This is a genomic window from Clostridium oryzae, assembly GCF_002029235.1.
Lineage (GTDB): Bacteria > Bacillota > Clostridia > Clostridiales > Clostridiaceae > Clostridium_AE > Clostridium_AE oryzae.
The window spans coordinates 73,150-98,669 of the sequence record NZ_MZGV01000003.1; the positions used below are offsets into that span (position 1 = coordinate 73,150).

The following is a 25,520-nucleotide window of genomic DNA, read 5'->3' on the forward strand; positions in this document are numbered from 1 at the left end:
CATATAGTAAGGAGTGAGCAATTGTATGGCGAGAGGTTTTACAGAACAGGAAAAACAAAATATTAGATCAAAGATGCTTGCGGAATGTGAAAAAAGCTGGGCTAAATATGGGTATAAAAAAACAAGTGTAGATGGAATCTGCGCACAAGTCGGAATATCGAAAGGTGCTTTTTACTTGTTCTTTGAATCAAAGGAAGCGTTGTTTAGTGAAACTCTATGTATGGTGCAGGATCGCATATATACGCTTGTTGAGAAAATTATGGAGAAGCAGCCTAACAAGCAAGGTTTCGCACAAGCGCTAAAAGCAAGCTATCGTGAGTACAATAAGAATCTTTTAATATGTGATATGCAGAGCGCGGATTTTCTTGCTCTTGCTAATAAGCTTTCTACTGAGCAGCTTAGTGCAATTGAAAAAAACAGTCGCCACAGCGGAGAGCTGCTTTTTAGCAAACCATATTTGAAATTCTTGATTGATAAAAACAAGGCAGCTTCGATATTGATGTCTCTCCTCTCTATTGTATCGGTAAAAGATCGTTTGTCTTATGATCACTTTGAGGTTTTTGATTTCATGATAGATAATTTAATTGATAAAATTTTTGAGTAGGAGGAAGTTTATGGAATATGCAATAAAAGTGGAAAATCTTAAAAAAAGTTTTCAATCATTAGAAGTAATAAAAAAGTGCAGTTTATCTGTTCGCTCAAATGAAATCTACGGATTTTTAGGTTCAAACGGTGCAGGAAAAACGACTGTTTTTAAAATGATGGTAGGTTTTCTTCACAAGGATGCCGGTTCCATTCATATTTTGGGATTGGAGACAGAAAATCATCGCAATGAAGTTTTAAGAAATGTAGGTATATCAATAGAAACTCCTGTGTTTTATGAGCATTTAAGTGCTCAGGAAAATTTGAAAATTCACCTTGCATATATGAACGCTGAGGCAGATATCGACCAAGCTCTTTCAATGGTAGGGCTGGGGAAAGTTGATTATCGTCCAGTATCTAAGTTTTCTTTAGGGATGCGGGCACGCCTTGCAATAGCGAGAGCAATGATACATAATCCGCAGATTCTAATTTTAGATGAACCTATCAATGGTCTTGATCCACAAGGTATCCGTGATATGCGGGAGCTGTTTAAAAAGCTGACGGGGGAATATGATAAAACCATACTCCTTTCCAGCCATGCATTAAGTGAGGTAGAATATGTAGCTGATACAGTGGGAATTTTGGTAAATGGTACGGTAGCAAGGCAGGCAAAAATGAAGGACATTAAAAAACAGTATTCTAAAGGCTTAGAGGAGTATTACTTTGAGGCGATAAAAGGAGTGGGGATAAATGAATGAACTAATTAGATTAGAACTGAAAAGAAACAAACTAACGCCTTACTATATTGCTTTGACTATTATAGGTATAGTGATGACCGGATTCCTGTATATGATTGCAACCATTACAAAGACGGAAAACGTTGTTGAATTTATGGATTATAAAAACATTTTAAAGCTGCATACAGGAATAGCATTTCTTGTATTTTCGGTATTCTCGGTAGTGATGTATTCCAAATTTATTATAGAGGATTATAGCCGTAAAAAAGCGCTGCTGATGTTTTCTTATCCTATATCAAGATCAAAAGTATTCATTGTGAAGATAGTTTTGGTTGCTGGGTTTATTACATTTGGTTTTTTGTTATCTACACTCATCCCAAATGTTTTGTTTTTTGTGACAGAGAGCATATTTCCCATCTTGGGCGGTAATATTACTATGGCACTAGCCTCTTCACAGATTATCAATATTGTCACTTTTATTTTGACGCTTAGTTCAATTGGCTTTATTTCTCTAAGAATCGGATTTATTAACAAATCTGTTTCTACAACAATTGTAACTGCAATCATATTATCTACTATTTTAGGAAACGTTGTAATGGGGTTGGGTGTAAATATTTATGTATTTGCGGGTAGTGTTGTGGTATTCGTTATCGGACTTGCATTTGCTTATTCAACAAATAAGCAAATTAATAGGATGGAGGTTTAAAGTATGAAAATTGGAATCATTTTGGGTACGATTTTGGGAGTGCTTTTATTAATCATTGGAGGTACTGCATTTTTTATTGCAAAAAGGCGTGGTACAAGGTGTAAATGGTGTCTATGGGTTTCTCTTGCAGGCGTATGTGCTCTCATTACTGCAGGTGCAAATGCTCTAAGATTTTTTATGTGAGAAGAAATTTAGGATTTCTGTTAGCACAAAGATGATTACTTTCCTTTTATCTTGGGTAAAATAATTCTGCTGATTATAAACTGAAAAACGGAGCGGTGCTAAATGGAGTCATTTAAAAGAATACCTGCACACATTGGCATAATACCTGATGGCAATAGAAGATGGGCACAGGAAAAGGGATATCAAAAAAAAGATGGATATAAATACGGCATTAAGCCTGGTTTTGAACTTTATGAAATGATGATTGAATATGGTATAAAAGAAGCTACATTTTATGGGTTTACAAAAGATAATAATAAGAGAGAAAAAGAGCAGCGTGAAGCTTTTACGAAAGCTTGTACTGATGCAGTGGAATTATTGAGCGGAAAAGATGCCAATTTATTGGTGATTGGTAATATAGACTCGCCTGAATTTCCTGTAGAACTCAAAAAATATGCTAATAGAAGAGTGAATTTTGGAAGAGGATTAATAAATATAAATTTTCTTGTTAATTACGATTGGGAATGGGATTTAAAAAATTTAATACAAAATAAATGCTTGAGATCAGCAGATATTTCTAGAGTTGACCTAATTATAAGATGGGGAGGACGAAGGCGATTAAGTGGATTCTTGCCGGCACAGTCCGTATATTCAGACTTTTATATAATTGATGACTACTGGCCAAGTTTTAAACAAGCACATTTTATTAATGCATTAAGATGGTATCAGAATTGTGATGTAACCTTAGGAGGATAGTTCGTTTTTTTTAATAAAATATTCGCATCTATATAATTCATAGAGCCTGCACGAACCGTTGACTTTGACGTCGCGTCGTACTTTATACTTGAAATTGATGAGGAGGAAAGAGCTATGGAGTTGAAAACAATAAGTCAGGTATCAAAAGCCTTTAAGGTTTCCACTAGGACTCTCCGGTATTATGAGCAGCTAGGACTTTTAAAAAGTCAAAAGACGGAAGAGTATGCCTACAGGGTGTATGATAGTGAAGCAATTTTATGTCTTCAACAGATAATCATACTTAGAAAGCTGAGGATACCATTAAAACAGATCAGTCTCATTGTGAGAAATAGAAACGCATCTGAAGCACTAGAAGTATTTAGAAATAACTTCCAGGATATAAGTGATGAAATAACAGCATTGTCTACTATAAGATCCATATTGGCAACGTTTATAAATACTTTGGAACGAGAGACTGAAATTGAATTGAAGTTTGATTTATTGAATGATGAGGCAATACTTAAGGTAATTGATGCTCTGACTCTGACAAAGATTAATTTCAAGGAGGAGAAGTCGATGAAGGATCTAAGTAAAGCAAGTGAAAAATTATCCAAGCTAACGGATGTGAGGATAATATATCTTCCGCCAGCAACAGTTGCAGCAAGCCATTACATTGGTGAAGAACCAGAAAAAAATTCAGGTGAAGCGTTGGACAAGTTTGTTAAGGAAAGCGGGTTATGTGATATTAAACCTGATTTAAGGCATTTTGGTTTTAACCATCCTAATCCAGTGGATCAGAATAGTATTTACGGTTATGAAACGTGGGTAACTATTCCTGATGACATGGAGGTTCCTGCTCCGCTAGAAAAGAAAAAGTTCGAAGGCGGTTTATATGCAGCTCATATGATTCAGATGGGAAATTTCCATGAGTGGGAATGGCTATGGGAATGGGTAAGAAGTAGTTCTGATTACGAACTTAATGTAATTGAAGATAATGGAGAATGCATGTATGGCACGATGGAGGAGCATCTAAATTATATTAATCATATTAAAGCAGATATAGGTGGTTCAGAAGCAATGCAACTGGATTTACTTATTCCTGTGAAAGAGAAAAATAAAAAGTAAAGTTTATAAAACCATCATACTAATTTGTAGTGTAATGGTTTTATTTTTATGCTAATATAAACATATTATCAATTTGTGTGAGGATATTTTGATTTTTATCTAGGTTTGCAATGTGCAACTGATGGTTGACAAAATGCTATCAGAACTTGGTAGTACTAGGGTGTGGAATGGGTTATGATTTTTATGAGGTGATGAATATGAGCTTTGCAGAAAATATACAGAAATTAAGAAAAAAGAATGGATTGTCTCAGGAAAACTTGGCAGAGGTGATTGGAGTATCTAGGCAGGCTGTTTCAAAATGGGAGTCTGGACAATCTTATCCTGATACGGACAAACTAATTGCATTGAGCGATTATTTTAAAGTTACTGTAGATGAGATACTTAAGGGAAATAATCCGGCCCATGTACAAGATGTTCCCATAAGAGAGAACCATGAATTTCAACAGGAGTGTTATCCTTGGCGCTACAGGTGGCATTATGAATACAAGAGCAAAAGAACATTATTTAATATGCCGTTAGTTCACATAAACATTGGAAGAGGAATTTACACAGCTAAAGGCATTATAGCTATCGGAACCATAGCTAGAGGTTTCTTTGCTTTAGGTTCTATAGCATTTGGAGGTATAGCATTTGGTGCTCTTTCTTTTGGAATTGCAAGTTTCGGAGCATTGGCATTGGCTTTATTATTTTCAGTTGGGGCAATTTCTATTGGAGCTATAGCTATTGGAGCTGTAGCTATAGGAATTATAGCCACAGGAGCTTTGGCTATAGGTGCATTTTCTTTAGGAGCGTGCTCAATTGCAAAATATATTGCGGTAGGAAGTTATGCTAATGGACACATAGCTATAGGGGATACAGTAAAGGGAGCTAAGACTATTATAGTTAATCATCACAATTTTAATTCAATAAAGGCTGAGCAGGTAATAAAACTGATAAATCATGAGTATCCGAAGCTATGGAAACCAATAGTAGATTGGCTTACATTTATATTTAATTAATATATTTGGTGAAATCAGTATTTATAATAAAATAGATTGTTACTAATTAAGAATATGACATACCTTTGTCAGGTTTTATATGATAGAATCAATAGTAAATTATTCGAAATAACGAGGTGATTTTATGTTAGAAATACCTGAAAGTTTTACTGTAACAAAGCAGTTAAACGATACGATAAAGAATAAGATAATCAAAAGTGTAACTGCAGCGGCTACTCCTCACAAATTTGCGTTTTACTTTGATGATCCTAAGAATTATGCACAATTACTAAAAGATAAAAAGATAGGAGAGGCGAAAGCGGTTGCGGGACAGATTGAAATAGAAGCTGAAGAGGCAAGAATAGTATTAGCAGATGGAGTGAACGTAAGATATTTTAATGCTGGCGATAAACTGCCATTAAAGCATCAGCTACATATTGAGTTCGAGGATGGGTCAGCTATAGTATGTTCGGTTCAGATGTATGGTGTGCTTTCGGTATTTTCAGAAGGAGAAAATAAAAATCCATATTATCTAGTGTCTAAGGAAAAAATATCACCTCTAGCTGACGAATTTGATGAGAGCTATTTTGAAAGATTATTAGATAATACAAAAGCTTCGCTGAGTGTAAAAGCATTTCTTGCAACAGAGCAGCGTATTCCCGGCTTAGGAAATGGTGTGCTTCAGGATATATTGTTTGTTGCTGGGTTAAATCCTAAGAGCAAACTGGAGAGTTTAACAGATGAAGATAAGTCAAATATGTATAAAAGTTTGAAGAAGACACTCCTAAAGATGTGTGAACAAGGTGGAAGAGATACGGAGAAAGACTTGTTTGGAAATTATGGCGGGTACAAGACTATATTATCCAATAAGACGTTAAGATACCCATGCCCTAGATGCGGAAGTACAATTATAAGGAAAGCTTATCTTGGAGGGAACATATATTATTGTCCTAATTGTCAGCCGGAAGTAAAGTAGTAAGTAGCATCAGTTTCTGTGGACATTTTTTAGATGACTGTGGATAAAAATCCGATAGTGTGATTTATGCAGCAGGTAGTAAATAATGGAGTGTTGTATTAGCGGTTAAAACTGTTGATATAACACTCTATTTTATTTTTGCGTTAATCTTTCGAAAATCTTCATAATTTCTAAGAAGGTTCTTTAAAAATAAGTCTTAGAATAAAGCCTGAAGGTTAAGGGGGAATAACTTATATGAAAATTGAAATCAAAGATTTGCAAATGACTTATAAGGGAGGACAAGAAGCATTAAAAAATATAAATATAAGCTTAAAAAGTCCATCTCTTATTGGCCTTTTAGGACCCAACGGTGCGGGGAAAAGCACACTTATGAAGCTTATGGTAGCAAGACTTTTACAGACTTCAGGCAGTATATCAGTAGATGGACAGAAACTTTTAGGCAATGAGAAATATATAAAAAGCAAGTTAGGGTATCTTTCACAGGACTTTGGATTATATGATGAACTTACAATAAAACAATTTCTTGAATATATGGCTTCCTTAAAGGGAATAGGTAGAAATTTAAAAGAAGAGATTAGTAAGGTGATAAATGCTACAAATCTTAGTGAAAAGAAAAATGCAAAGATACGGACTTTATCAGGCGGGCAGCGTCAGAGGGTAGGAATTGCACAAGCGTTGCTTGGAAATCCGGAACTCTTGATTTTGGATGAGCCTACAGTAGGACTCGATCCAGAGGAACGTGTAAAATTCCGTAATTTATTTTCTGAAAGTGCAAAGGACAAGATAGTGATTCTTTCGACTCATATTATTGAGGATGTTCAAGCAATATGCAACAGACTTATTGTGATTAATAGAGGCTGCATTTTGTTTGATGGAAAACCTCAGGAACTTATTCGTATGGCTGAAGGGCATGTTGGAGTATGTGAAGTTGAAAAGGATAAGAAAGATGTTATTGAAAAATTTAAAGTTACATCTAGAGTTTTCACTACTAGAGGTATGCAATACAGAATTGTCGGTAAGGAACTTCCGGGATATGCCGAAATTGTAGAACCTTCACTTGAAGATGCATATGTATTCTTAATGTCAAAGGAGGGAATACATAATGAATCTGTTTGCATTAATAATAAATGAAAATAAAAAATTTGCAAGGTCGACAGCTACTTATGTCATGTTTCTATTGACAATAGTGACACCTCTCTGGGGCTTTTATTCAAAGGATGTTTACGATAAATCAAAAATTGATTTGATCATTTTGGCACCTGCAAAAGGAGGAGCTATAATTTGTGCAGTTATCTGGACATTCTTTACAATCCATGAATTAGATCGTAATTACAGATGTAATATTACCTGCATAATAGAAACGAATGTAAGCATGTTGAAATTAAATGCAGCCAAAGTATTTGCTGTTACTATTGCAGCAGGTATCTCGATTAGTGTTACATCAATTATTTATTTACCATATTCTATATATGCTATGGGGAAATTATTCAATCTATCGCTATATTTGTTCAGTTATTTTGTTATTATGCTTCCAGGTGTTTGTTTCAGTATTTTGATATCAGCTGGAATTTATATGATTGTTAAGAGAAGAGATTTAAGCCTTTTGCTATATGGGGTTCTGTTTTACATCAGTTATAATACAATTGATAAGTATCTTGCTTCTTGGATACAGACTGATATTGGAGTTTATTCTGTTTGCTTTGGCAATGCTTGGGCTGTAAGAACAGCATTATGGAATAGGCTGGTATGGTTTTTAATCTCAATGACAGTTTTTATAGTTGGAATTTTATGTACTAGGAGATATGACAAAAATGTATTAAGATCGCTACAAATTAATTTAAAAAATTTATATTTACCTTGCTTGGCAGTAATATTGGTCATTATGTCCTTTTATACATATGTTTACGAACCATATTTTGATGAACCCAAGAATATTCTTCAAAAATTTATTGATGATAAAAAAGTTAAAATGTCAACAGTTGCTGATGCATATAATGAAGCAATAAAACAAAATAATAAAATTATTGTTAAGCGTACGAAAGCAAACATAGTTATTAATACGAAAGCAGCAGAATTACAAGGAAAAGCTTTATATTATATTCAGAACAAGATAAAAGCTAAACAGGAGATTTCTGTCTGCATTCAACCCGGCTATAAAGTAAAAGTATTAAAGATAAATGGAAAGAAGGCAACATATTCAGATAAGAGTGAAGTGATTGAAAATAATAGATTTTTGAAACTTATGCTGCCGCCTGATAAGCATTGTATCATACAACTTGAGTATGGAGGTAAAGTTTTAGGAGATCATACAACTGATATTTTAAGTGCAACAACTATAAGCAATGAATATATCTGCCTTGCTGGAGATGAGTTGATTCCAAGGATTAATGCTAATAGAGATGAAAACGAATTTTCTGGAAAGCTGACACTGCCATCAGATTTGGTGCCAGTTACAACAGGTGATGAAACAAAGGAAACAGCTAAAAATGAGAAGGAACATACAAATACATGGAGCTTTCATTGTGCAGGAGAGAAAGTTGGTTTATATGCAGGTGATTATGCACTAAAAAAAATCAGAGCTGGTGGAATAAATGTTGAATTCTACTATAATCGTGCACAGACTGCCAATGTGAAAAAAACAAAAGCAGTTCATGTGATCAAGGCAGCTATTAAATATTATACAGGTATGTTCGGAAAGTTGAATTTTACGAATAAACCACTTAAAATAGTTGAGCTTCATGCAGCACTTTTTGGCGGATTTGCCAATAGTAATATTAGCACATGTAGTGAAGATGTGTTTAATCCAATAACTTCAGAATCTGACAATGATGAAGGGACGAATAATGAAGAGGTTCTAGCACATGAAATTTGTCACCAATGGTGGGGAGATAGTGTTCTGTTCCCGTATAGTGGTGAATGGTCTTCTGAAGGTCTTACGGTTTATAGTACCTATAGGTTTTTACAGCATGAGCATGGTAGAAGATATGCTCAAAAGATAGGGATTGAACAGTGGAGAAAAGAAAATAGTAAAATGGAAAGAAGCTTTTATTATAGACATCCCCAATATTTAAATATAATGCCACAGGAATATTCTGAGGAAATTATTTCTGCGAATAATATGACAAGCATGTATAAAAAGATTCCTTTAGAAATTTATAAGGCTCAACAGCTTATTGGCAAACGTAAATTTGACAAAATACTAGCCAAACTATATAGAAAATACAAACTGAATCTTAGTTTTCATGATTTCTTGAAAGAGTGCAGATTAAGAAAGGAGATGATTTCAGTTGATTAAGGTGCTTTTGTACGAAATTAAAAGGATTTTATTTGCCAAGATATATGTTGAATTACTTTTGTTTACATTAGCCTTTTCTTATTATGTGCTTAGATATTCTACTATCCTTGGTGTATCAAATACAGCACCATTTTCAAAATGGTCTTATTCTGATTTTCTATGTCAGGTTTCAATATTTTCAATGGTTTCAATGATGTTTTTTTGTACTTATGTATTTTCGAAAAAGGAAATCAGTGTAAGAACGATAACCTTAGCAACACCATTGTCTATTACGCAATATTATTTGCTTAAAGCCGCAGCAATAATGTTTTCATATATTATTACTACAATGTCAGTAATAGTTTTAAGTTTTATTTTCTATGCGAAGATTTTGCATTTTTATGATTATGTAGCATTCGTAGAACCAATTTTTTTATTTACTATTCCGCCAGCTATATTTTTGCTTGGCCTCTCAATGTTTCTCGGAAGAATAAATACTGTTTTTCAATATATACTGATAGCACTGATTTTTATAATTGGAAATACAAGCTTAAATTTGTTTGGTTATATCGGTATAGTTAACACGGGCTTTATAGTAGATTATTCGATGAAACTATCTGACAAGACTAAGGGAGAACTGATTTTTTCACTGCCGTGGGGATTTTACATATCTCGATTTATATGGATTTTAATAGGTATAGTTTTGTTTGTTATAGTATGTAGGCTAACAAATAGAAAAAGGGGACAAAATCAATTGTATAGAAAATAGTTTTATCTGCATTAAAAAAATATATATTAAGGAGAGTCAGAAATTAATAAGGAATTATTAAATTTTTTAAAAAAGAGGCCTGAACTATATGAGCAGAACGTTTCAAAGCTATGGGATGATGAGCATATTTCTAAAGGTATGCTTGAGGCACATTTGAATCCAGATCTAGATGCAGCTACTAGAAATTACAAGTTTGTTGATAAATCAGTAAAATGGATTGCAGAAACCTCATGCATGCTTAAATTCATTTTATAGATATGAAGAAGACAGCTGTATTTTAGAACAGACAGTTGTCATAACTGAAACCTCCGTGGATTGCTATAATAGGTGGAATCACACATTTAATACTGAAGATTTAAAAAAAGAATTTATGGAAGCTAATTTTAAAAGTATTGGTATATATGGTAGTGTCTGTGGTAAAATATATACATCACACAGCCATACCATATGTGGTGTAGGAAGAAAATAATTAGCAAAATATTTACATCATATAGTAATTGAAGTAAGGAGAAAGCTAAAAAGCTTATAGGGTTTCTAAGTGATAAGTTAACTTATACCAAATAATTAATTTTGCAATTTTAAAGATTTTTGTAAACTGTTGGTCACAAAACTAAATTTTGTTTATATATATTCGATATAGATAGTTGAAGGTGATATTTTATGCATATAGGCAAAGTCGCTAGTGTATCCTATGAACAAAGCACAAATGTGATAAATAATAAAGCTACTGTTTCACAGAAATCTAATGCTGATAAAGCAGATTCGATACAAAAGAGTATAGATCAATTAAAACAACAGATTGATGAAATTAAGAAAAGTGATATGTCAAAAGATACTAAGGATTCTATGATCCAGAATATAGAGAGTCAAATTCAAGAGCTGCAGAGTAAGCTTATGCAAGAAAAATCTAATGAGAATACAGAGAATAACGATGAAAAGGATGTTAAAGAAGAAAGTTCCTCAGAGGAAGAGTTAACAAAAAAGGGATTTACTGTAGTTAATCAGAATTTTCAGAATGGAATTGCAGGAGTCTCGTCTAGTATGAAGCTTGCAAAGGCAGCAAGAACGCAATATGTTGCTGCACAGGGAAGACTTGCAACTGCAGGTACTGCAGCTGAGGCTGGAGAAGCCAATAAAGCTATGGAAAGATCGATGAATGAACAAGCAAAGGCCTTATCCAAAGCTCATCAATATGCCAATGTAATGCAAAAAGCATCAAATGATGAGTATAAAGCATCAGAAACTGACGATGATACAACTGGAGAGGTATATAAGAAAAATTCTTACAATGGCACTGACGAAGATAATAATGATACACAAAATGGCGTTACGACTAAGTCAGGCAAGCAAGTAAATATGTACAAGAGAAATCAGGAAAATAGCGAAGAAAAGCAGAAGAAAACAAAATTTGATGTTATAGCTTAAATATGTATTAATTATAAAAGCTGCCATATGATTATATATGGTAGCTTTTGTTTTAAGGTTATTATGATATAATTGATTAAATATTACATTCTATTAGGGAGTGAACTTTACAAATGATTGAGCAGAAAGCCATTGAGTATTTGAATAAAGAATATATGTTAAATATAGACATGATTGAATGTATAAAAAGGAAAACTGCGGAGATTATTAAAGTTACAGATAAAGGTGTACTTCTGTTTAACAGTGATGTATATATGATTAGTACAGATGATGAAGCAACTGCCAATGAAATGCTTGGACTTATTGATAGGGCTGAGCTTATTGAAGCTCACCAGAATTTTTATGTACCTAAGGCTGAAAAGAAGTTTAATCTGACGAATAAAATGACAGTTAATCAGGCGGCTTATTTGTCTAAAGAGCTTATTGAGCTTAAGAATAAGGAGCTAAATATAAAACAGCTTGATGAAAGTTATACTGATTGGATATTAAATACTTATTCACATAAAGAGAATGAGGAATATGTAAGAAGCAGGGTAAAGGCTGGAGTGATATATGGAGCTTTTATTAAGAATATACCTGTTGGCTTTATAGGTTCACATGCAGAGGGGTCTATGGGCATGCTGGAAGTTCTGAAAGAATACAGACGAAGAGGAATAGCCTTTGATTTAGAAGCGTTTATGGTGAATTTATTTCTAGAACATGGACATACACCATATTCACAGATTGTAGTTGGGAATGAAGCATCTGTGGAGTTACATAAGAAAATGAATTTTACATTTTCGGACAAGAGAGTATACTGGCTAATGTAACCGTGGAGAATAAGGAGTGTAGAACATGAATAGAATTTTGATTGTGGATGATGATATTGAATTATGCAGGTTGATAAAGAAATGTATTGAAAGTGAAGGAATGAAGGCAGATACAGTAAATGCAGGGTTTGAAGGCTTGAAGAAAGCTCTTGAAGAGGAGTATCATCTTATTGTTCTTGATGTTATGCTTCCTGAAATGAACGGGTTTGATATATTGATGGAAATTAGAAAACAAAAGTCTGTTCCTGTTTTGATGCTTACAGCAAAGGATAGTGAGATTGATAAGGTTTCTGGACTAAGGATGGGAGCAGATGACTATCTAACAAAACCTTTCAGCATAAATGAATTTGCAGCGAGAGTACATTCGCTTATCCGAAGATATACAACGTTAAATAGTAGCGGCCAATTAGAAGCAGGAGAAGTGCTAGCTTTTAAAGAATTTAAGATTGATGTAAGCAAGAGAATAGTCACTATTGAAGACGAGATTATAGAACTTACTGCTAAGGAGTTTGATCTTCTTTATTTTCTTGCCAGTCATAAGGGGCAGGTTTTTACTAAGAAGCAGATTTATAGCCAAGTATGGAAGGAAGAATATGCTTTTGACGACAATAATCTTATGGCGTATATGAGCAAGCTCAGAAAGAAGTTGGAAAAGGATGTAGCAAACCCAGCATACATACAGACGGTGTGGGGTGTCGGCTATAGATTTAGTCAGGAGGCATAGTTTTGAAGATGATAGATGTATTGTTAATTGTTATGGTAGTTGTTTCAGCTATAAGTATTGTCCTCACAGTATATGTTTTTAAAGTAAAGAAAAAACTGTCTAATATGCTTATAATACTTGAAGATATAGAAAAGGGAAATAGAAATAGAAAAATACTTTCAAACGATAAAGATGATATGGCAAAAATCTGTTATAAAATTAATGGGATTGTTTCAAGAGATAATGAGGAAATTTTGAAGCTTCAGGAATCAGATAAAGCATATAGGCAGCTTCTTACAAGTATTTCTCACGATGTTAGAACCCCGCTAGCTTCACTTATAGGGTATCTGGACGCAGTACATAGTAAAATCGTCGAAGGAGAAGAAAAAGAAGAATATATTGGGATAGCTAGAAGTAAGTCATATAAGCTGAAGGAGCTTGTAGATATATTATTTGAATGGTTTAAAATTAATTCTAATGAAAAAATATTTGATTTTGAGCTTACAGATATAAATGAATTAACACGAGGTATTATAGCTGGATGGATACCTGCATTTGAAGAAAAGAAAGTAGCTTTTAATATTAACATTCCGGACACTGAGTGCAAAGTTTCTCTAGATATCAGTTCCTATAGCAGGATAATTAATAACCTAATGCAGAATTCAATGACGCATAGTGAATGTGAAACTATAGAAGTAGAGATAAAAAGCGGTGAAAAGGAAGTAGAAATAAATATATCGGATGATGGAAGGGGAATAGACAAAAAGGACATACCTTATGTTTTTGACAGGCTTTATCGTGCAGACAAGTCAAGGTCAGGAAGAGGAAATGGACTTGGACTTTCTATCGCAAAAGAACTTATTTCTGCACATCATGGAAGTATTGCAGTTGAAAGTGTGCCAAATAAACGAACTACTTTTAAAATAAAATTACCTGTAAAAGAAACTCTGTGAATATCGCAGAGTTTTTTCAGTGTGCGCCCAGCATAGGCGTCAACTTGGCGGTGAAAGTCCGCTGTGGACTTGGTAGTGGGAACCACTAGCCGAAGGCAAGGGTGTCCTTTGTGAAGAGGAATCTGAAGGAAGCAATAGGCAAAGTCTTGGTTTGAGGAATACGAATCACATATAAGGCTAGTCTAGAGAAGATGAGTTTGCATTACAAAGCAAAGTCCAACACTATCCGAATTTCTAGAGAGTAGATGTGACAGATATATGAGATGAAGGTTGACGTTTTTACCTGGGGAGGTCTGATAGACAAATCATCAAAGAATGAAGTTTCTAAGTGATAACCTACATAGTGATATGTAGCTGAACTATCAGAAGTCAGCAGAAGTCATAGTACCATGTTAAACGCGTTAATGTGGGAAGGACGGAACAATAGGAGGTTTTGGAATTTTGAAAGATACGAAGATTTAAATTATAGGCAACAAAAATTGAGGCGGCCTCAGCATTAACTGAATCCAATCCTTTGCGTAGAAAATAAGTATAGCCCAATGTTCGTTTCATAATTCCAAAGCAATGTTCCACATTGCCAGCCAGAAGAAATATAATTCCTTTACAAAAAGCTATCTTAGGAATATACTATAACTAATTTAATATAAAATTTGTGTATTGCGGGGGGACCATTTTGGTTGAGAAGGTTAAAACCTGACCCTTTGAACTTGATGTAGTTAATACTACCGTAGGGAAGCAAAACTAGTATTTAATATATTGTTTATTAATGCTTGCCTTATGGCAAGCATTTTTGCTTCTTCTTATGGCTGATAAATTTGAATTTGTTGCTGGGAAAGTTTATACAGGTATGTAAACTTACGCTTGGCAATAAAATATAGATCATGAGGAGGAATAGTTAATGTTTACTGGAAAAGTTAATGATGGTTTTTTTACGGATAATATTTTACCCTATACAGGTAAAGCAAAACCTGAGGTAATAATAGGACCTAGTATGGGAGTAGATTCGGCTATACTTAAGCTGGGAGACAAGTATATGGCAGTAGCTGAAGATCCTATATTTCCAAGTGCCACAATGAGCCCTGAGGACTTTGCCTATGTTACCGTACATATAGGTGCAAGTGATGTAGCAGTAATGGGAATAAAGCCGCAGTACATGACTTATTCATTATTACTGCCGCTGGATACTGAAGAAGAGTATATAGCAAGGCTTGTAAAAGCTATAAATATATATGCAGGAGAGTTGGATATATCTATAGTTGGTGGACATACTGGTTATTATGGTGCAGTTACGATGCCAACTATAGGCGGAATAACAGTATGGGGAGTGAAGGACAGCTTTATATCACCTAGAGGAGCAAAACCTGGGGATGATGTTATAATGACAAAAGGTGCGGCGATTGAAGCTGCTGCTCTTTTGGCCTATGAATTGGATAGTATACTTACAGAAAAGGTACCTGAGAAACTTGTAAAAAGAGCAAAGGATAGATTTAAGGAGATTTCTGTAGTTAAGGATGCAGAAGTAGTTAATTCTATTGGTGGTGTACATGCTATGCATGATGCTACTGAGGGAGGACTTTTTAGAGGAATATGGGAAATTGCGCAGGCATCAGGTACAGGCATGTCCATAGATAAAGATAAAATTCTATTACCAGAGGACATAAAAGAAGTTTGTGCTTTCTTTGGATTAAATCCATTTGAGATAATAAGTGAAGGAACTTTGGTACTGACTTGTGAGAAAGGCAAATCTCAGGAAATTGTTAGCGCTCTGAAAGATAGTGGTATTGAGGCTGCTATTATAGGAAAAGTTACGGGAAAATCAGAAGGATGTGTACTTAATGATAATGGAAAAGTTAAATCCCTACTGCCGCCTGAGGAAGACAAATTCTGGGGAGTTTTTTTTAGTTCGCTAGAACTTAAGAATAAACATGCTGCTTGTATTTGATGTTTTACTAGATAGGCTGGTAGAAAAAGTATTTAAGGTATGTGGAAAGTAAATAATGTGAATAAGTTCATGGATAATGCATATATCTGTGAACTTTTTTTCCCAATTGTAGATAACTTTTAACTGTTTACGAATAAATTGTATGTGTTGTTAAACGAATGTAATTATATAATATACGAAGTAATATGAAGATAGTTCTTAAGAAAATACTAATAAATAAATGAACTAGAAAAATAATTTGTGAGAAGAAATATAGAAAATAATATTTTGTAAATGCATAGAGTCAGCATAGGGTAGGAAGTGGTTGGAGGAGGCATTTTTCAGCCGACGGAAATCACTTCCTACCCTTTTTTATCATAACTTACAATTTCTTTTTATTAAAAGCAACAATAGAAGAAACAAGTAGGATTATAGTTAAGACTAAAGTAAGCCATATTGTTATAGATAAATCAGTTGTTTTTACTGTACCTTTAAGTAAACCTAAGTTATCTGAAGCTAACGTAATTGGGTTGAACTTTTCCAATTTAGGGAATACATTTAGTATAAGCATGACACCTAAGATCACAGCAGTAAGAATAAGACCGCCGAAGTTTCCATAAGTTAGCGTACTTGAAATAAAGATAACAGATAATGTAAAACATCCAAATAACCATAGGCAAAATAATGAAAAAAACAGATTGGATATATTTGAATTCTTAAAGAGATATATAGTATATCCATAGCATGTTATTGCAGAAACTGCGTAACTTACTGTCCATAGTGTAAATGAAGCTGTAAACTTTGATAAAATAACTGTACGGCGGCGTAGCCCTTTTGAAAGCATGTTTATCAGAGTACCCCTTGAAAGCTCTTGAGATAATGTTCCGCTAAAAATAAGAAGCATAACTATTAAACCCATTTGAGTCATGTTTTTAAAGAATTGACTATAAGCATCTATACTAGTGGGGTTAGGTATAGTGATGGTAATTCCTTCAATAGGTACGCCAGACATAAGTTTAGGCATCATTTTAGCTGCAACAGGACTAATAATTCCGAAAACGAAAAACACTGAAATTAAAATAAGAGCCTTATAAGTTCTAATATACTCTGTAAATTCTTTTTTTGTAAATGCTAAATAACTCTTCATTTCACTACCTCCAGAAACATGTTTTCTAATGAGGGTTCAAGCACTTCATATTTTATGATCTGGATTTTTTCGTTATAGATGAGTTCTAAAATTTTCATATTAGTTGATTCTAAATCTGAAAAGTGTATCGTCAATGAGTTCTCATTTAATTCTATGTTGGAAACAAGAGGAAGCTTTCTTAGTTTCTCATGGAAATTAGGTACATCTTCTTTGTGAGCAAGTTCTATAGATATAGAATTTTGGCGATAAGAATTTTTAAGTCTAGATAAACTTCCCTGTAAAACTAGTCTGCCATTGTTTAGAACTCCGATACTATCACAAATTCTTTCTACATCAGATAAAATATGGGTTGAAAATACAATTGTAGTTTTATTCTTGGCCAAAGACAGTATATCTAGTATTTCTTTCCTGCCCATAGGATCTAATGCGGAAGTAGGTTCATCACAAATGAGAAGTTCGGGTTCATTTAATAAAGCTTGCGCAATTCCCAGTCTCTGTTTCATTCCCCTGGAGAAACCATGAATCCTGCGATTTACATCGCTAAGCCCAACTAATTCTAGAAGCTCAGCACTTCTTTTTTGTATTTGAGAAGAGGTTAATCCTGTAATTTCACCACATAGTTTTAAATATTCTTTAGGCTTCATATATCCGTAATATTCGGGGACGTCAGGTAAATAGCCAATATGACGATTTGATTTTGTATCTCCGTAGGTTACCTTTTCATCGCAAACGTAGATATTTCCACAAGAAGGCTTAAGAAACCCGAGGATCATTTTCATAGTGGTTGTTTTACCGGCACCATTTTTACCAATAAAGCCAAATACGGAATGCTCTGGTACAGTGAAATTTAAGTTTTCAATTACAGAGAGGTTTCCAAATTGTTTAGAAACATGATTTAATTTTAACAAGTCCACTAATCGTCACCCCTGCCAATTGTAAAATACAGAATAGGTCCAATGAATTCTAGGAAAAGTACTACTACAACCCAAAATACTCTATTGCCAAATTTATAGTGTTTATGTCTTAATACATGAATTAAGGCTGCAATTGCCAGTCCTATCTCTACGATGGCTACAGGCAAGAAAAGGGGTAAATATTGCATAAAATCCTTCATAAATAAGTCTCCTTTAAACTCTTTATAATCATAAATATCATTTCCTTATTTCTTGAATATCATTATAGTGCCGTATGTTAGTTAACTCAATGGAAACATAGTTAATTTTAATTAAATAAGTTAACTAACGATTAACTGAAAGATGTTTGCCTTTTATGAGCAAGCTTAGAAAAAAATTAGAGAAGAATATGGGAAATACGGTATATATTCAGAATGTATGGCGAGTGGGCTATAGATTTAGCCAGGAGGTATAGGTATGAATGTTATAAACCTATTGCCAGGTATAATTGTAGTTCTGATCATTATGATTATCTTCCTTTTTAAATATATAATCCATGTAAAAAAACTTGCTAAAAAGACATACCTTATGTTTTTGACAGGCTTTATCGTGCGGATAAATCAAGGTCTGGAAGAGGAAATGGGCTTGGACTTTCTATTACAAAGGAGCTTATTTCTGAACATCATGGAATTATTTCAGTTGAAAGTATACAAAATAAACGAACTGCTTTTAAAATAAAATTACCAATAAATGAAACTCTGTGAATATCGCAGAGTTTTTTCAGTTAAAATCAATATAAGAACAAGAATACGGCAAGCTTTTGGCAAGGTTTAATATTTATAATGAAAACATACAGATATTCAATAACAAGAGGAGTGGAATTGATGAAGGAAATGGTCATTCAAACAAATAGACTTACTAAAAAATACAAAGGACAGACCGCGGTCAGGGATATTAGCATAAATGTGGAGAAAGGAAAGATATATGGACTACTTGGGAGAAACGGAGCAGGTAAAACAACTATAATGAAGATGATTCTTGGACTTACAACTGTTACATCAGGAGAGATTAAAGTATTTAATGAGAAATTAAAAGGAAATGAGAGCTCCATATATCCACGTATAGGAGCTATTATAGAAACTCCTGGCTTCTACCCAAACCTTACTGGAACTGAGAATCTAAAGATTTTCGCAAAGCTTAGAGGAATGACAAGAGAAGATGGTATAAAGCATGCTTTAGAGGTTGTAAATCTCCCATATAAGGATAAGAAGCTTTTCTCAAATTATTCATTGGGTATGAAGCAAAGGCTTGGCATTGCAAATGCAATAATGCATGAGCCTGAGCTATTGATTCTTGATGAACCGACCAACGGGCTAGATCCTATTGGAATAGCTGAGATGAGAAGCTTTATTAGAAAGCTTTCTGAAGAGAGAGGCATTACAATTCTTATTTCAAGCCATATACTAAGCGAGATTGATCAACTTGCAGATACAATAGGAATAATTCACAAGGGTGTTCTTCTTGAGGAAAGCAGTCGTGAAGAGCTGGAAAAGAGAAACAGAAAATATATTTCCTTAGAGATTTCTAATGCTTCAAAGGCAATTAATATTTTAGAGGAGAAACTCCATTTATCTGATTATGAGGTAGAGGAGGATACCAAAATTAGAGTTTATGATTTAGAGGTTAGTATGGCTGGTATAAATAAGCTGTTAGTTAGTGCTGGAATTGAAGTGTCAGAATTGCACTTGTGCCATGAATCTCTTGAGGATTATTTTAAGAAGATAACAGGTGGTGAGGGAATTGCTTAGTTATTTGCAAGTAGAGTTTATCAAGTTGAAAAGAAAAAAAGTTTTATTTTGGGCAATGCTTACGGCTATAGCACCACCGCTTATAAATATGATTCATAGGCTGAGTTTACCTAAAGCTTCACTTGTCAACAAGACCTTTGCTGAATTTTGCAAGTTTGACTTTACACAGTGGTTTTTACTGCCTTGTGTACTTACTATGCTTGCACTTATGATATTTTGTACTGAACATGAAAATAGAACTATGAGGCAATTAAGGATTATACCAATAGGCGGAGTGCGTTATGTGTTTGGCAAGCTGATAACAATATTGATATTTTCCGTAGTATATATGGTTATTTCATGGGCTGCTACACTATTGTCAGGACTTATTATAGGATATGATGACATAAGTATAGCTGTCATAACAAAATATTTGAGGATATGCATAACGGCCGGGGGATTAATAATGGCAGCAATGATGCCGGTATTTTTACTTATAGTTGCCGCTAAGAAAGACTATATATTATCTACTTGTGCAATGCTTATTTATAATATTTCCGGGGTAATGTTTGCTGGTGCTCTTAGAGGCATTCATCCTCTTGCATCTAGCAATATTATCATTTGGTATAGCGGCAGTGCAAATAGAAATGTGATAATCAGCAGTTTAAATATTATACTATCATTTGTTATTTTCGTTTCGCTTTCGATTTATGTGCTGAAGCAGCAGGAAGGTTAGGTGATAATTATGTTAACACTAGTAAGTTTAGAAATAAATAAACTTAAACGTTCGAAAATTATGTATGTATGCATAGGCACAATGTTCCTATTCTTTTTATGCGCTGCCGCTCAAGGTTTAAAGTCTAATTATAGTGCACATAGGATTATGGAAGATACGTTAACCTACAGTACATTTCTTATATTTCCAGCTCTTCTAGCTGTTATAGGCAGTTATATGATAGGAAAAGAGTTTGAAGAGGATACGATGAAAAACATACTCATTATACCCGTTAATTTTGCAAGGCTGGCAGCAGCAAAGCTGATAACTACTCTAATAATAGGTATAGCTATGTCATTATTCCTATTTCTATTTACGATCATAACTTGTGGAATTGCAACTTCAAGGGAAGTAACAGCTGTATTTGTATTAGTTGGTTTAAAAAATTATATCCTTCAGGCTATAGGATGTTTTCTAGCCGTAGTACCAATAATTTCAGCTGCGGCTACCGTTAAAAATGGGTATTTGATATCAGTTGTAATTACAGAAATTTATTCTTTTGCAGGATTATTTGCAGCAAGTTCAAACTATAGAGATTTATATCCTATTTCAGCTGCTTTCGGCTTCTCTGGAGCAGTGGGAAGAGTTCGGCTTACTGAAAATTTAATATGTGGACTAGTATTGTTAGCATGTTTAGCGGCAGGATTGATTATCCTGAAAATAAAACAAAGTAGTGAAAAATAAATGAAGTATAATATTATCTTATATTTGATAGTTAAATATAAAAGTGCTATAATCATTTTGCTTAACAAAAAAACAGCTGAATATTCAATTATTGAAAGAGCAAATTTATTTAAAAATAGGTGACTAAAATGGCTATATCAGAACAAATTTCAATGCCGCGTTATTTAAAAATTGCAGTAGACTTATCGGCAAGAATTGCCTCTGGTGATATACCTGAAGGTGAGAGGCTTAAAGGAAGATCGATTCTAGCTACAGAGTATAATGTTTCTCCAGAGACTATACGTAGAGCCATGTCTATACTTTCCAATAAGCAAGTAGTTGAGATAGCTCTTGGAAGCGGGATAATAGTATTGTCAAAAGAAAACGCTATTAAATTTGTGAAGAGCTTTAAAGCGGATGAGAGTGTTGCAGAAATGCGTTTGAAATTAACGCAGGTATTTGAAAAAAGAAAATCATTAGATGAAGAAATATTTTCACTTACGAATCAAATAATTGATATATATAAATATAAGCGTTCAGACTTAATAACACCTGTAGAGATTCAGATACCTTTAAACTCTCATATTATAGGAAAGAGTATTGGCAAGCTTGATATATGGCATAATACCGGTGCAACCATTATAGGAATTATACAAGAAAATAAAATTCTTATATCTCCGGGACCATATTATGAGTTTGCTCAAAATGATAAAGTATTAATTGTCGGAGATGACACGGTTATAGAAAGATTTAATATTTTTGTAAATAAAAATTAGTTAATAAAAAGTATTACGAGAACATATTCGTAATACTTTTTTTATATTGAGTAAATAGTAGAAAAGCATATATTGCGAATGATACAAGCAGTAAAAGTGCTGACGAGTTTGACAATGGCAAGAATAGATGTTAAACTATAAAAGTGACAACTTGACATCAATGGAGAGGTTGGCGTATTGAGCTTCATTAATAAATTTAGCGTGTAACAGATAAGCTACACGCTTTAATATAAAAAAAACAGACAACCTGCAACTTTAATATAAGTTGCAGCATATGAAAGACCAGTAAAGTATATAACAAAGAAAGAAGGGATAAGAATGGTTAATCTTATTGATATAACTAAAAAATATGAGAGTAACAAAGCGGCAGTAAATTCTATAAACCTTGAAATACAGGACGGTCAGTTTGTTGTGTTTATAGGAACGTCAGGATGTGGAAAAACTACGACTCTAAAAATGATAAACAGACTGATCGAACCTACATCGGGGCAGATACTCATAGATGGAAAAGATATAAAAACCATAAATCCTGTAGAGCTTAGAAGAAGCATTGGATATGTTGTTCAGCAAATAGGACTTTTTCCAAACATGACGATTCTTGAAAATGTTGAGGTTGTTCCTAGACTTTTGAAATGGCCAAAAGAAAAGAGTAGAAAGAGGGCTCTGGAATTACTGGAGATGGTAGATTTATCACCGGATATATATGCTAACAAATATCCCTCGGAACTTTCTGGTGGTCAGCAGCAGCGAGTAGGAGTATTAAGAGCCTTGGCGGCAGAACCATCACTTATTCTCATGGATGAACCATTTGGAGCACTTGATCCTATTACTAGGGACAGTCTTCAAGATGAGTTGAAAAAACTTCATAAGAAATTAGGTAAAACTTTTGTTTTTGTTACTCATGATATGTCAGAAGCAGTAAAAATGGCAGATGTAATAGTATTTATGGATAAAGGAAACATTGTTCAGGTAGCCTCACCAGAAGAAATTCTTAAAAATCCAGCAAATGATTTTGTTAAGAACTTTATTGGAATGCATACAGTCTCTGATAATAGTAACATGTCTGTTAAAGACATTATGAAAAAAAATCCAGTAACTGTTTCGAAAGATAAAAGAACTTTGGAATGTATTTCATTGATGAATAGTAAAGGCATTGACAGTTTGATAGTAGCTGAAGATGATGGGGTGCTTGAGGGTATAATAACTATTGAGAATATAAGAAAATCTGGAAAACCGGGACAAACAATAGAGAAACTTATAGAAAAGAATATCTACACAGTTTCTGTAAATGAAAATGCAAAGATTACTTTTGATAAACTTGTTGACACAAGAGCTGAATATCTCATTGTAATAGATAATGAAAATAAGGTTCAAGGAATCGTAACGCGTACTCGAATGGTAAAGTTCATGGCAGAGGCTCTATGGGGGAGTGATACTATATGAGTTTTATAGAATATATGAATACAAATTGGAAAGATGTTTTACATGCACTTTTGGAACATATACAGATATCATTAGCTTCTGTTATTATAGCTGTGTTAATAGCTGTTCCAATTGGAATTATATTAACAAGACATAATAAAATAGCAAAAAGTATTTTGGGAGCGGCAGGCATTATTCAAACTATACCAGGCCTTGTTATGCTTGGGTTAGGATTGATGTTGTTTGGATTGGGAAACATTACAGCAATTATAGTTCTTATAGCATATGCAATGCTTCCTATTATGCAGAATACTTATACTGGAATCAGAGAACTTGATAAACTGTATGTAGAAGCTGCACGAGGTATTGGTATGAGTGATATGCAGACATTATTTAAAGTAGAAATCCCCATAACATTACCATCCATTATAGCTGGTATAAGAATATCATTAATATATGTAATAAGTTGGGCTACTCTTGCAGCTTTGATTGGTGCAGGTGGTCTAGGAGACTTGATATGGACAGGCTTGTCTAGTTATGATACGAATATGATTTTGGCAGGAGCTGTTCCTGCATCACTATTAGCTATTGCAGCTGGGTTAATAATAGATATAATCCAAAAAGTTGTTACACCGAGAGGAATGAAGATAAAAGGGGGTGCTAAATAGTGGAGGATTTAATGCAAGCTGTATTTGAACATCTTATAATTACGGCAGCGGGTGTATCGTTAGCAGCAATAATAGGGATATTAATCGGTGTTTTTATCTCGAAAAACAGTAAGTTTGCAGGCCCTATTCTTACAATAGTAGATATAATTCAGACAGTACCCTCGCTAGCTTTGTTAGCACTTTTAATGATTGTATTTGGACTTGGTGATAGGACAGTGATTATAGGACTGTTTTTATATTCACTTCTTCCTATAGTTAGGAATACTTATACTGGAATAACAAGTGTACAACCTTCTATAAGAGAAGCTGCAAGGGGAATGGGAATGTCAAAAATACAATCTCTATGGAAGGTTGAAGGTCCTTTGGCAATGCCAATGATTTTTTCGGGAATAAGTATAGCATTTGTAACAGCGCTTGGAACAGCTGTAATAGGTGTTTTAATAGGATCAGGAGGACTCGGGTATATTATTTACAGTGGGATTCAATCTAATGATTGGAATATGGTTTTTAAGGGCACTATACCAATCATGGTACTATCACTACTAGTTCAATTCATTTTTAATAGTTTACAGAAAGTTGAGAAAAGGGGGAGAAAAAATGTTTAAGAAAATAACAGCGTTGATTATCGGGACTGTAATGTTTACATTATTATTAATGGGATGTTCTAAAAGTAATAAAATCACTATAGGTTCCAAAGACTTCACTGAGAACAAAATACTTGCAGAAATGATGGCTCAGCTTATAGAAAATAATTCTGATATTAAAGTACAAAGGAAGATTAATATGGGTGGAACCTTTGTATGCTTTCAGGCACTAAAAAAAGGACAAATTGATTTGTATCCTGAGTACACTGGAACGGGGCTTACGGCACAGTTAAAGCAGCCAGTACAGACGGATCCTGACAGGGTATATGAAATAGTAAGCAAAGAATTTGAAAAAAAATTCAACATTAAGTGGCTTAAGCCTGTTGGCTTTAATAACACATATGCATTAGCCGTAAAACGGGAAGTTGCAAGTAAATATAAAATGGAATCCGTGAGTGATTTAGCAAAATATTCTAAGAACTTAGTTTTTGGCGGAGAGCATGAATTCTTTAATAGAGAAGATGGTTACAATGGAATGATTAAAACCTATAATTTAAAATTTAAAAGTACAGCAAAAATGGATGTATCACTGAAATATCAAGCAATTGGACAAGGGAAAATGGATGTGACGGATGCATTTACAACAGATGGACAACTTAAAGCACTCAATTTAAAAGTATTAAAAGATGATAAGAATTTCTTTCCTCCATATTATGCTGCACCAATTGTAAGAGATGCCGCCTTGAAGAAATACCTTCAACTTGAAAAATTGCTGAATAGGTTAGCGGGGACGATTAATAATGAGACTATGCAGGAACTTAATTATAAGGTAGACAATCAAAAGCAGTCTATATCGAAGGTGGCTGGAGATTTTTTAAAGAAAAAAGGTTTGATTAAATAGTATAAATCGTAGATAACGAGTGAAAATAGTTTATATAAACTATCTCACTC

General features: G+C 33.9%; 29 protein-coding genes and 1 riboswitch. Of the genes, 26 read left to right on the top strand and 3 right to left on the bottom strand.

Features of this window, described 5'->3' with window-relative positions; genetic code table 11:
• Positions 1-25: 25 nt before the first annotated feature.
• From CLORY_RS02495 to CLORY_RS02580, 16 genes are all read left to right on the top strand, one after another.
• Positions 26-604: a TetR/AcrR family transcriptional regulator gene (locus tag CLORY_RS02495; RefSeq protein ID WP_079421941.1), complete on the top strand. Its 579-nt coding sequence runs from the start codon at positions 26-28 to the stop codon at positions 602-604.
• A gap of 10 nt (positions 605-614) precedes the next feature.
• On the top strand, positions 615-1,340 hold the full coding sequence (locus CLORY_RS02500) for an ABC transporter ATP-binding protein (RefSeq protein ID WP_079421942.1): 726 nt from the start codon (positions 615-617) through the stop codon (positions 1,338-1,340).
• Positions 1,333-2,025, top strand: a complete 693-nt coding sequence (locus CLORY_RS02505) for a hypothetical protein (protein WP_079421943.1) — start codon at positions 1,333-1,335, stop codon at positions 2,023-2,025. Before CLORY_RS02500 ends, CLORY_RS02505 begins: the two co-directional genes overlap by 8 nt.
• 3 nt (positions 2,026-2,028) lie before the next feature.
• Positions 2,029-2,208 carry a hypothetical protein gene (locus tag CLORY_RS02510; protein ID WP_079421944.1) on the top strand — a complete coding sequence of 60 codons (180 nt, stop codon included), beginning with the start codon at positions 2,029-2,031 and terminating at the stop codon, positions 2,206-2,208.
• A gap of 102 nt (positions 2,209-2,310) precedes the next feature.
• On the top strand, positions 2,311-2,943 hold the full coding sequence (locus CLORY_RS02515; protein ID WP_079421945.1) for an undecaprenyl diphosphate synthase family protein: 633 nt from the start codon (positions 2,311-2,313) through the stop codon (positions 2,941-2,943).
• Positions 2,944-3,057: 114 nt separating this feature from the next.
• Complete coding sequence (locus CLORY_RS02520) at positions 3,058-4,047, top strand: effector binding domain-containing protein (RefSeq protein ID WP_079421946.1); 990 nt, start codon at positions 3,058-3,060, stop codon at positions 4,045-4,047.
• Between the two features lie 197 nt (positions 4,048-4,244).
• Positions 4,245-5,045: a helix-turn-helix domain-containing protein gene (locus tag CLORY_RS02525; RefSeq protein ID WP_079421947.1), complete on the top strand. Its 801-nt coding sequence runs from the start codon at positions 4,245-4,247 to the stop codon at positions 5,043-5,045.
• A 124-nt stretch (positions 5,046-5,169) separates the two neighbouring features.
• The gene (locus tag CLORY_RS02530; RefSeq protein ID WP_079421948.1) at positions 5,170-6,000 is read left to right on the top strand and encodes an endonuclease VIII; all 831 of its coding nucleotides are present in this window, start codon (positions 5,170-5,172) and stop codon (positions 5,998-6,000) included.
• 234 nt (positions 6,001-6,234) lie between these two features.
• Entirely contained in the window at positions 6,235-7,131 is an 897-nt protein-coding gene (locus tag CLORY_RS02535; RefSeq protein ID WP_079421949.1) for an ATP-binding cassette domain-containing protein, read from the top strand.
• Positions 7,103-9,295, top strand: coding sequence for a M1 family aminopeptidase (locus CLORY_RS02540; protein ID WP_079421950.1), 2,193 nt, complete (start codon positions 7,103-7,105; stop codon positions 9,293-9,295). Before CLORY_RS02535 ends, CLORY_RS02540 begins: the two co-directional genes overlap by 29 nt.
• Positions 9,288-10,043 (top strand): hypothetical protein, encoded by a 756-nt coding sequence (locus CLORY_RS02545; protein WP_079421951.1) that lies wholly within the window; start codon positions 9,288-9,290, stop codon positions 10,041-10,043. The genes CLORY_RS02540 and CLORY_RS02545 overlap by 8 nt, the downstream gene beginning before the upstream one ends.
• A 660-nt stretch (positions 10,044-10,703) precedes the next feature.
• A complete protein-coding gene (locus tag CLORY_RS02555) occupies positions 10,704-11,468 on the top strand; it encodes a FlxA-like family protein (RefSeq protein ID WP_079421952.1) in 765 nt (254 codons plus the stop codon).
• A 113-nt stretch (positions 11,469-11,581) separates the two neighbouring features.
• Entirely contained in the window at positions 11,582-12,277 is a 696-nt protein-coding gene (locus CLORY_RS02560; protein ID WP_079421953.1) for a GNAT family N-acetyltransferase, read from the top strand.
• 25 nt (positions 12,278-12,302) lie between these two features.
• Positions 12,303-13,001: a response regulator transcription factor gene (locus CLORY_RS02565; protein ID WP_079421954.1), complete on the top strand. Its 699-nt coding sequence runs from the start codon at positions 12,303-12,305 to the stop codon at positions 12,999-13,001.
• A gap of 8 nt (positions 13,002-13,009) precedes the next feature.
• A complete protein-coding gene (locus CLORY_RS02570) occupies positions 13,010-13,933 on the top strand; it encodes a sensor histidine kinase (protein ID WP_242954312.1) in 924 nt (307 codons plus the stop codon).
• 651 nt (positions 13,934-14,584) lie between these two features.
• Positions 14,585-14,685: riboswitch (TPP riboswitch) on the top strand.
• Positions 14,686-14,831: 146 nt separating this feature from the next.
• Positions 14,832-15,875 (top strand): AIR synthase family protein, encoded by a 1,044-nt coding sequence (locus tag CLORY_RS02580; protein WP_079421957.1) that lies wholly within the window; start codon positions 14,832-14,834, stop codon positions 15,873-15,875.
• A 361-nt stretch (positions 15,876-16,236) separates the two neighbouring features.
• Here CLORY_RS02580 and CLORY_RS02585 read toward each other — a convergent pair whose 3' ends face one another.
• The 3 genes from CLORY_RS02585 to CLORY_RS02595 are packed head-to-tail and all read right to left on the bottom strand — an operon-like array spanning position 16,237 to position 18,115.
• Positions 16,237-17,001, bottom strand: a complete 765-nt coding sequence (locus CLORY_RS02585) for an ABC transporter permease (protein WP_079421958.1) — start codon at positions 16,999-17,001, stop codon at positions 16,237-16,239.
• Positions 16,998-17,915: an ABC transporter ATP-binding protein gene (locus CLORY_RS02590; protein WP_079421959.1), complete on the bottom strand. Its 918-nt coding sequence runs from the start codon at positions 17,913-17,915 to the stop codon at positions 16,998-17,000. Before CLORY_RS02590 ends, CLORY_RS02585 begins: the two co-directional genes overlap by 4 nt.
• On the bottom strand, positions 17,915-18,115 hold the full coding sequence (locus CLORY_RS02595; protein WP_079421960.1) for a PLDc N-terminal domain-containing protein: 201 nt from the start codon (positions 18,113-18,115) through the stop codon (positions 17,915-17,917). Before CLORY_RS02595 ends, CLORY_RS02590 begins: the two co-directional genes overlap by 1 nt.
• Before the next feature lie 155 nt (positions 18,116-18,270).
• Here CLORY_RS02595 and CLORY_RS24180 point away from each other — a divergent pair, with 155 nt between their 5' ends.
• From CLORY_RS24180 to CLORY_RS23540, 10 genes are all read left to right on the top strand, one after another.
• Positions 18,271-18,369 (top strand): winged helix-turn-helix domain-containing protein, encoded by a 99-nt coding sequence (locus tag CLORY_RS24180; RefSeq protein WP_079421961.1) that lies wholly within the window; start codon positions 18,271-18,273, stop codon positions 18,367-18,369.
• 106 nt (positions 18,370-18,475) lie between these two features.
• Positions 18,476-18,658 (top strand): ATP-binding protein, encoded by a 183-nt coding sequence (locus tag CLORY_RS02605; RefSeq protein WP_079422002.1) that lies wholly within the window; start codon positions 18,476-18,478, stop codon positions 18,656-18,658.
• Between the two features lie 120 nt (positions 18,659-18,778).
• Positions 18,779-19,702 carry an ABC transporter ATP-binding protein gene (locus CLORY_RS02610; RefSeq protein ID WP_079421962.1) on the top strand — a complete coding sequence of 308 codons (924 nt, stop codon included), beginning with the start codon at positions 18,779-18,781 and terminating at the stop codon, positions 19,700-19,702.
• The gene (locus tag CLORY_RS02615; RefSeq protein WP_169911501.1) at positions 19,695-20,417 is read left to right on the top strand and encodes an ABC transporter permease; all 723 of its coding nucleotides are present in this window, start codon (positions 19,695-19,697) and stop codon (positions 20,415-20,417) included. Before CLORY_RS02610 ends, CLORY_RS02615 begins: the two co-directional genes overlap by 8 nt.
• Before the next feature lie 9 nt (positions 20,418-20,426).
• Positions 20,427-21,140, top strand: a complete 714-nt coding sequence (locus CLORY_RS02620) for an ABC transporter permease (protein WP_139375944.1) — start codon at positions 20,427-20,429, stop codon at positions 21,138-21,140.
• Positions 21,141-21,268: 128 nt separating this feature from the next.
• Positions 21,269-21,895, top strand: a complete 627-nt coding sequence (locus tag CLORY_RS02625) for a GntR family transcriptional regulator (protein ID WP_079421965.1) — start codon at positions 21,269-21,271, stop codon at positions 21,893-21,895.
• 318 nt (positions 21,896-22,213) lie between these two features.
• Positions 22,214-23,338: an ABC transporter ATP-binding protein gene (locus tag CLORY_RS02630; RefSeq protein WP_079421966.1), complete on the top strand. Its 1,125-nt coding sequence runs from the start codon at positions 22,214-22,216 to the stop codon at positions 23,336-23,338.
• Positions 23,335-23,985: an ABC transporter permease gene (locus CLORY_RS02635; RefSeq protein ID WP_079421967.1), complete on the top strand. Its 651-nt coding sequence runs from the start codon at positions 23,335-23,337 to the stop codon at positions 23,983-23,985. The genes CLORY_RS02630 and CLORY_RS02635 overlap by 4 nt, the downstream gene beginning before the upstream one ends.
• Positions 23,985-24,590, top strand: coding sequence for an ABC transporter permease (locus CLORY_RS23535; RefSeq protein WP_139375945.1), 606 nt, complete (start codon positions 23,985-23,987; stop codon positions 24,588-24,590). Before CLORY_RS02635 ends, CLORY_RS23535 begins: the two co-directional genes overlap by 1 nt.
• Complete coding sequence (locus CLORY_RS23540) at positions 24,583-25,470, top strand: ABC transporter substrate-binding protein (RefSeq protein ID WP_139375946.1); 888 nt, start codon at positions 24,583-24,585, stop codon at positions 25,468-25,470. The genes CLORY_RS23535 and CLORY_RS23540 overlap by 8 nt, the downstream gene beginning before the upstream one ends.
• Positions 25,471-25,520 lie beyond the last annotated feature (50 nt).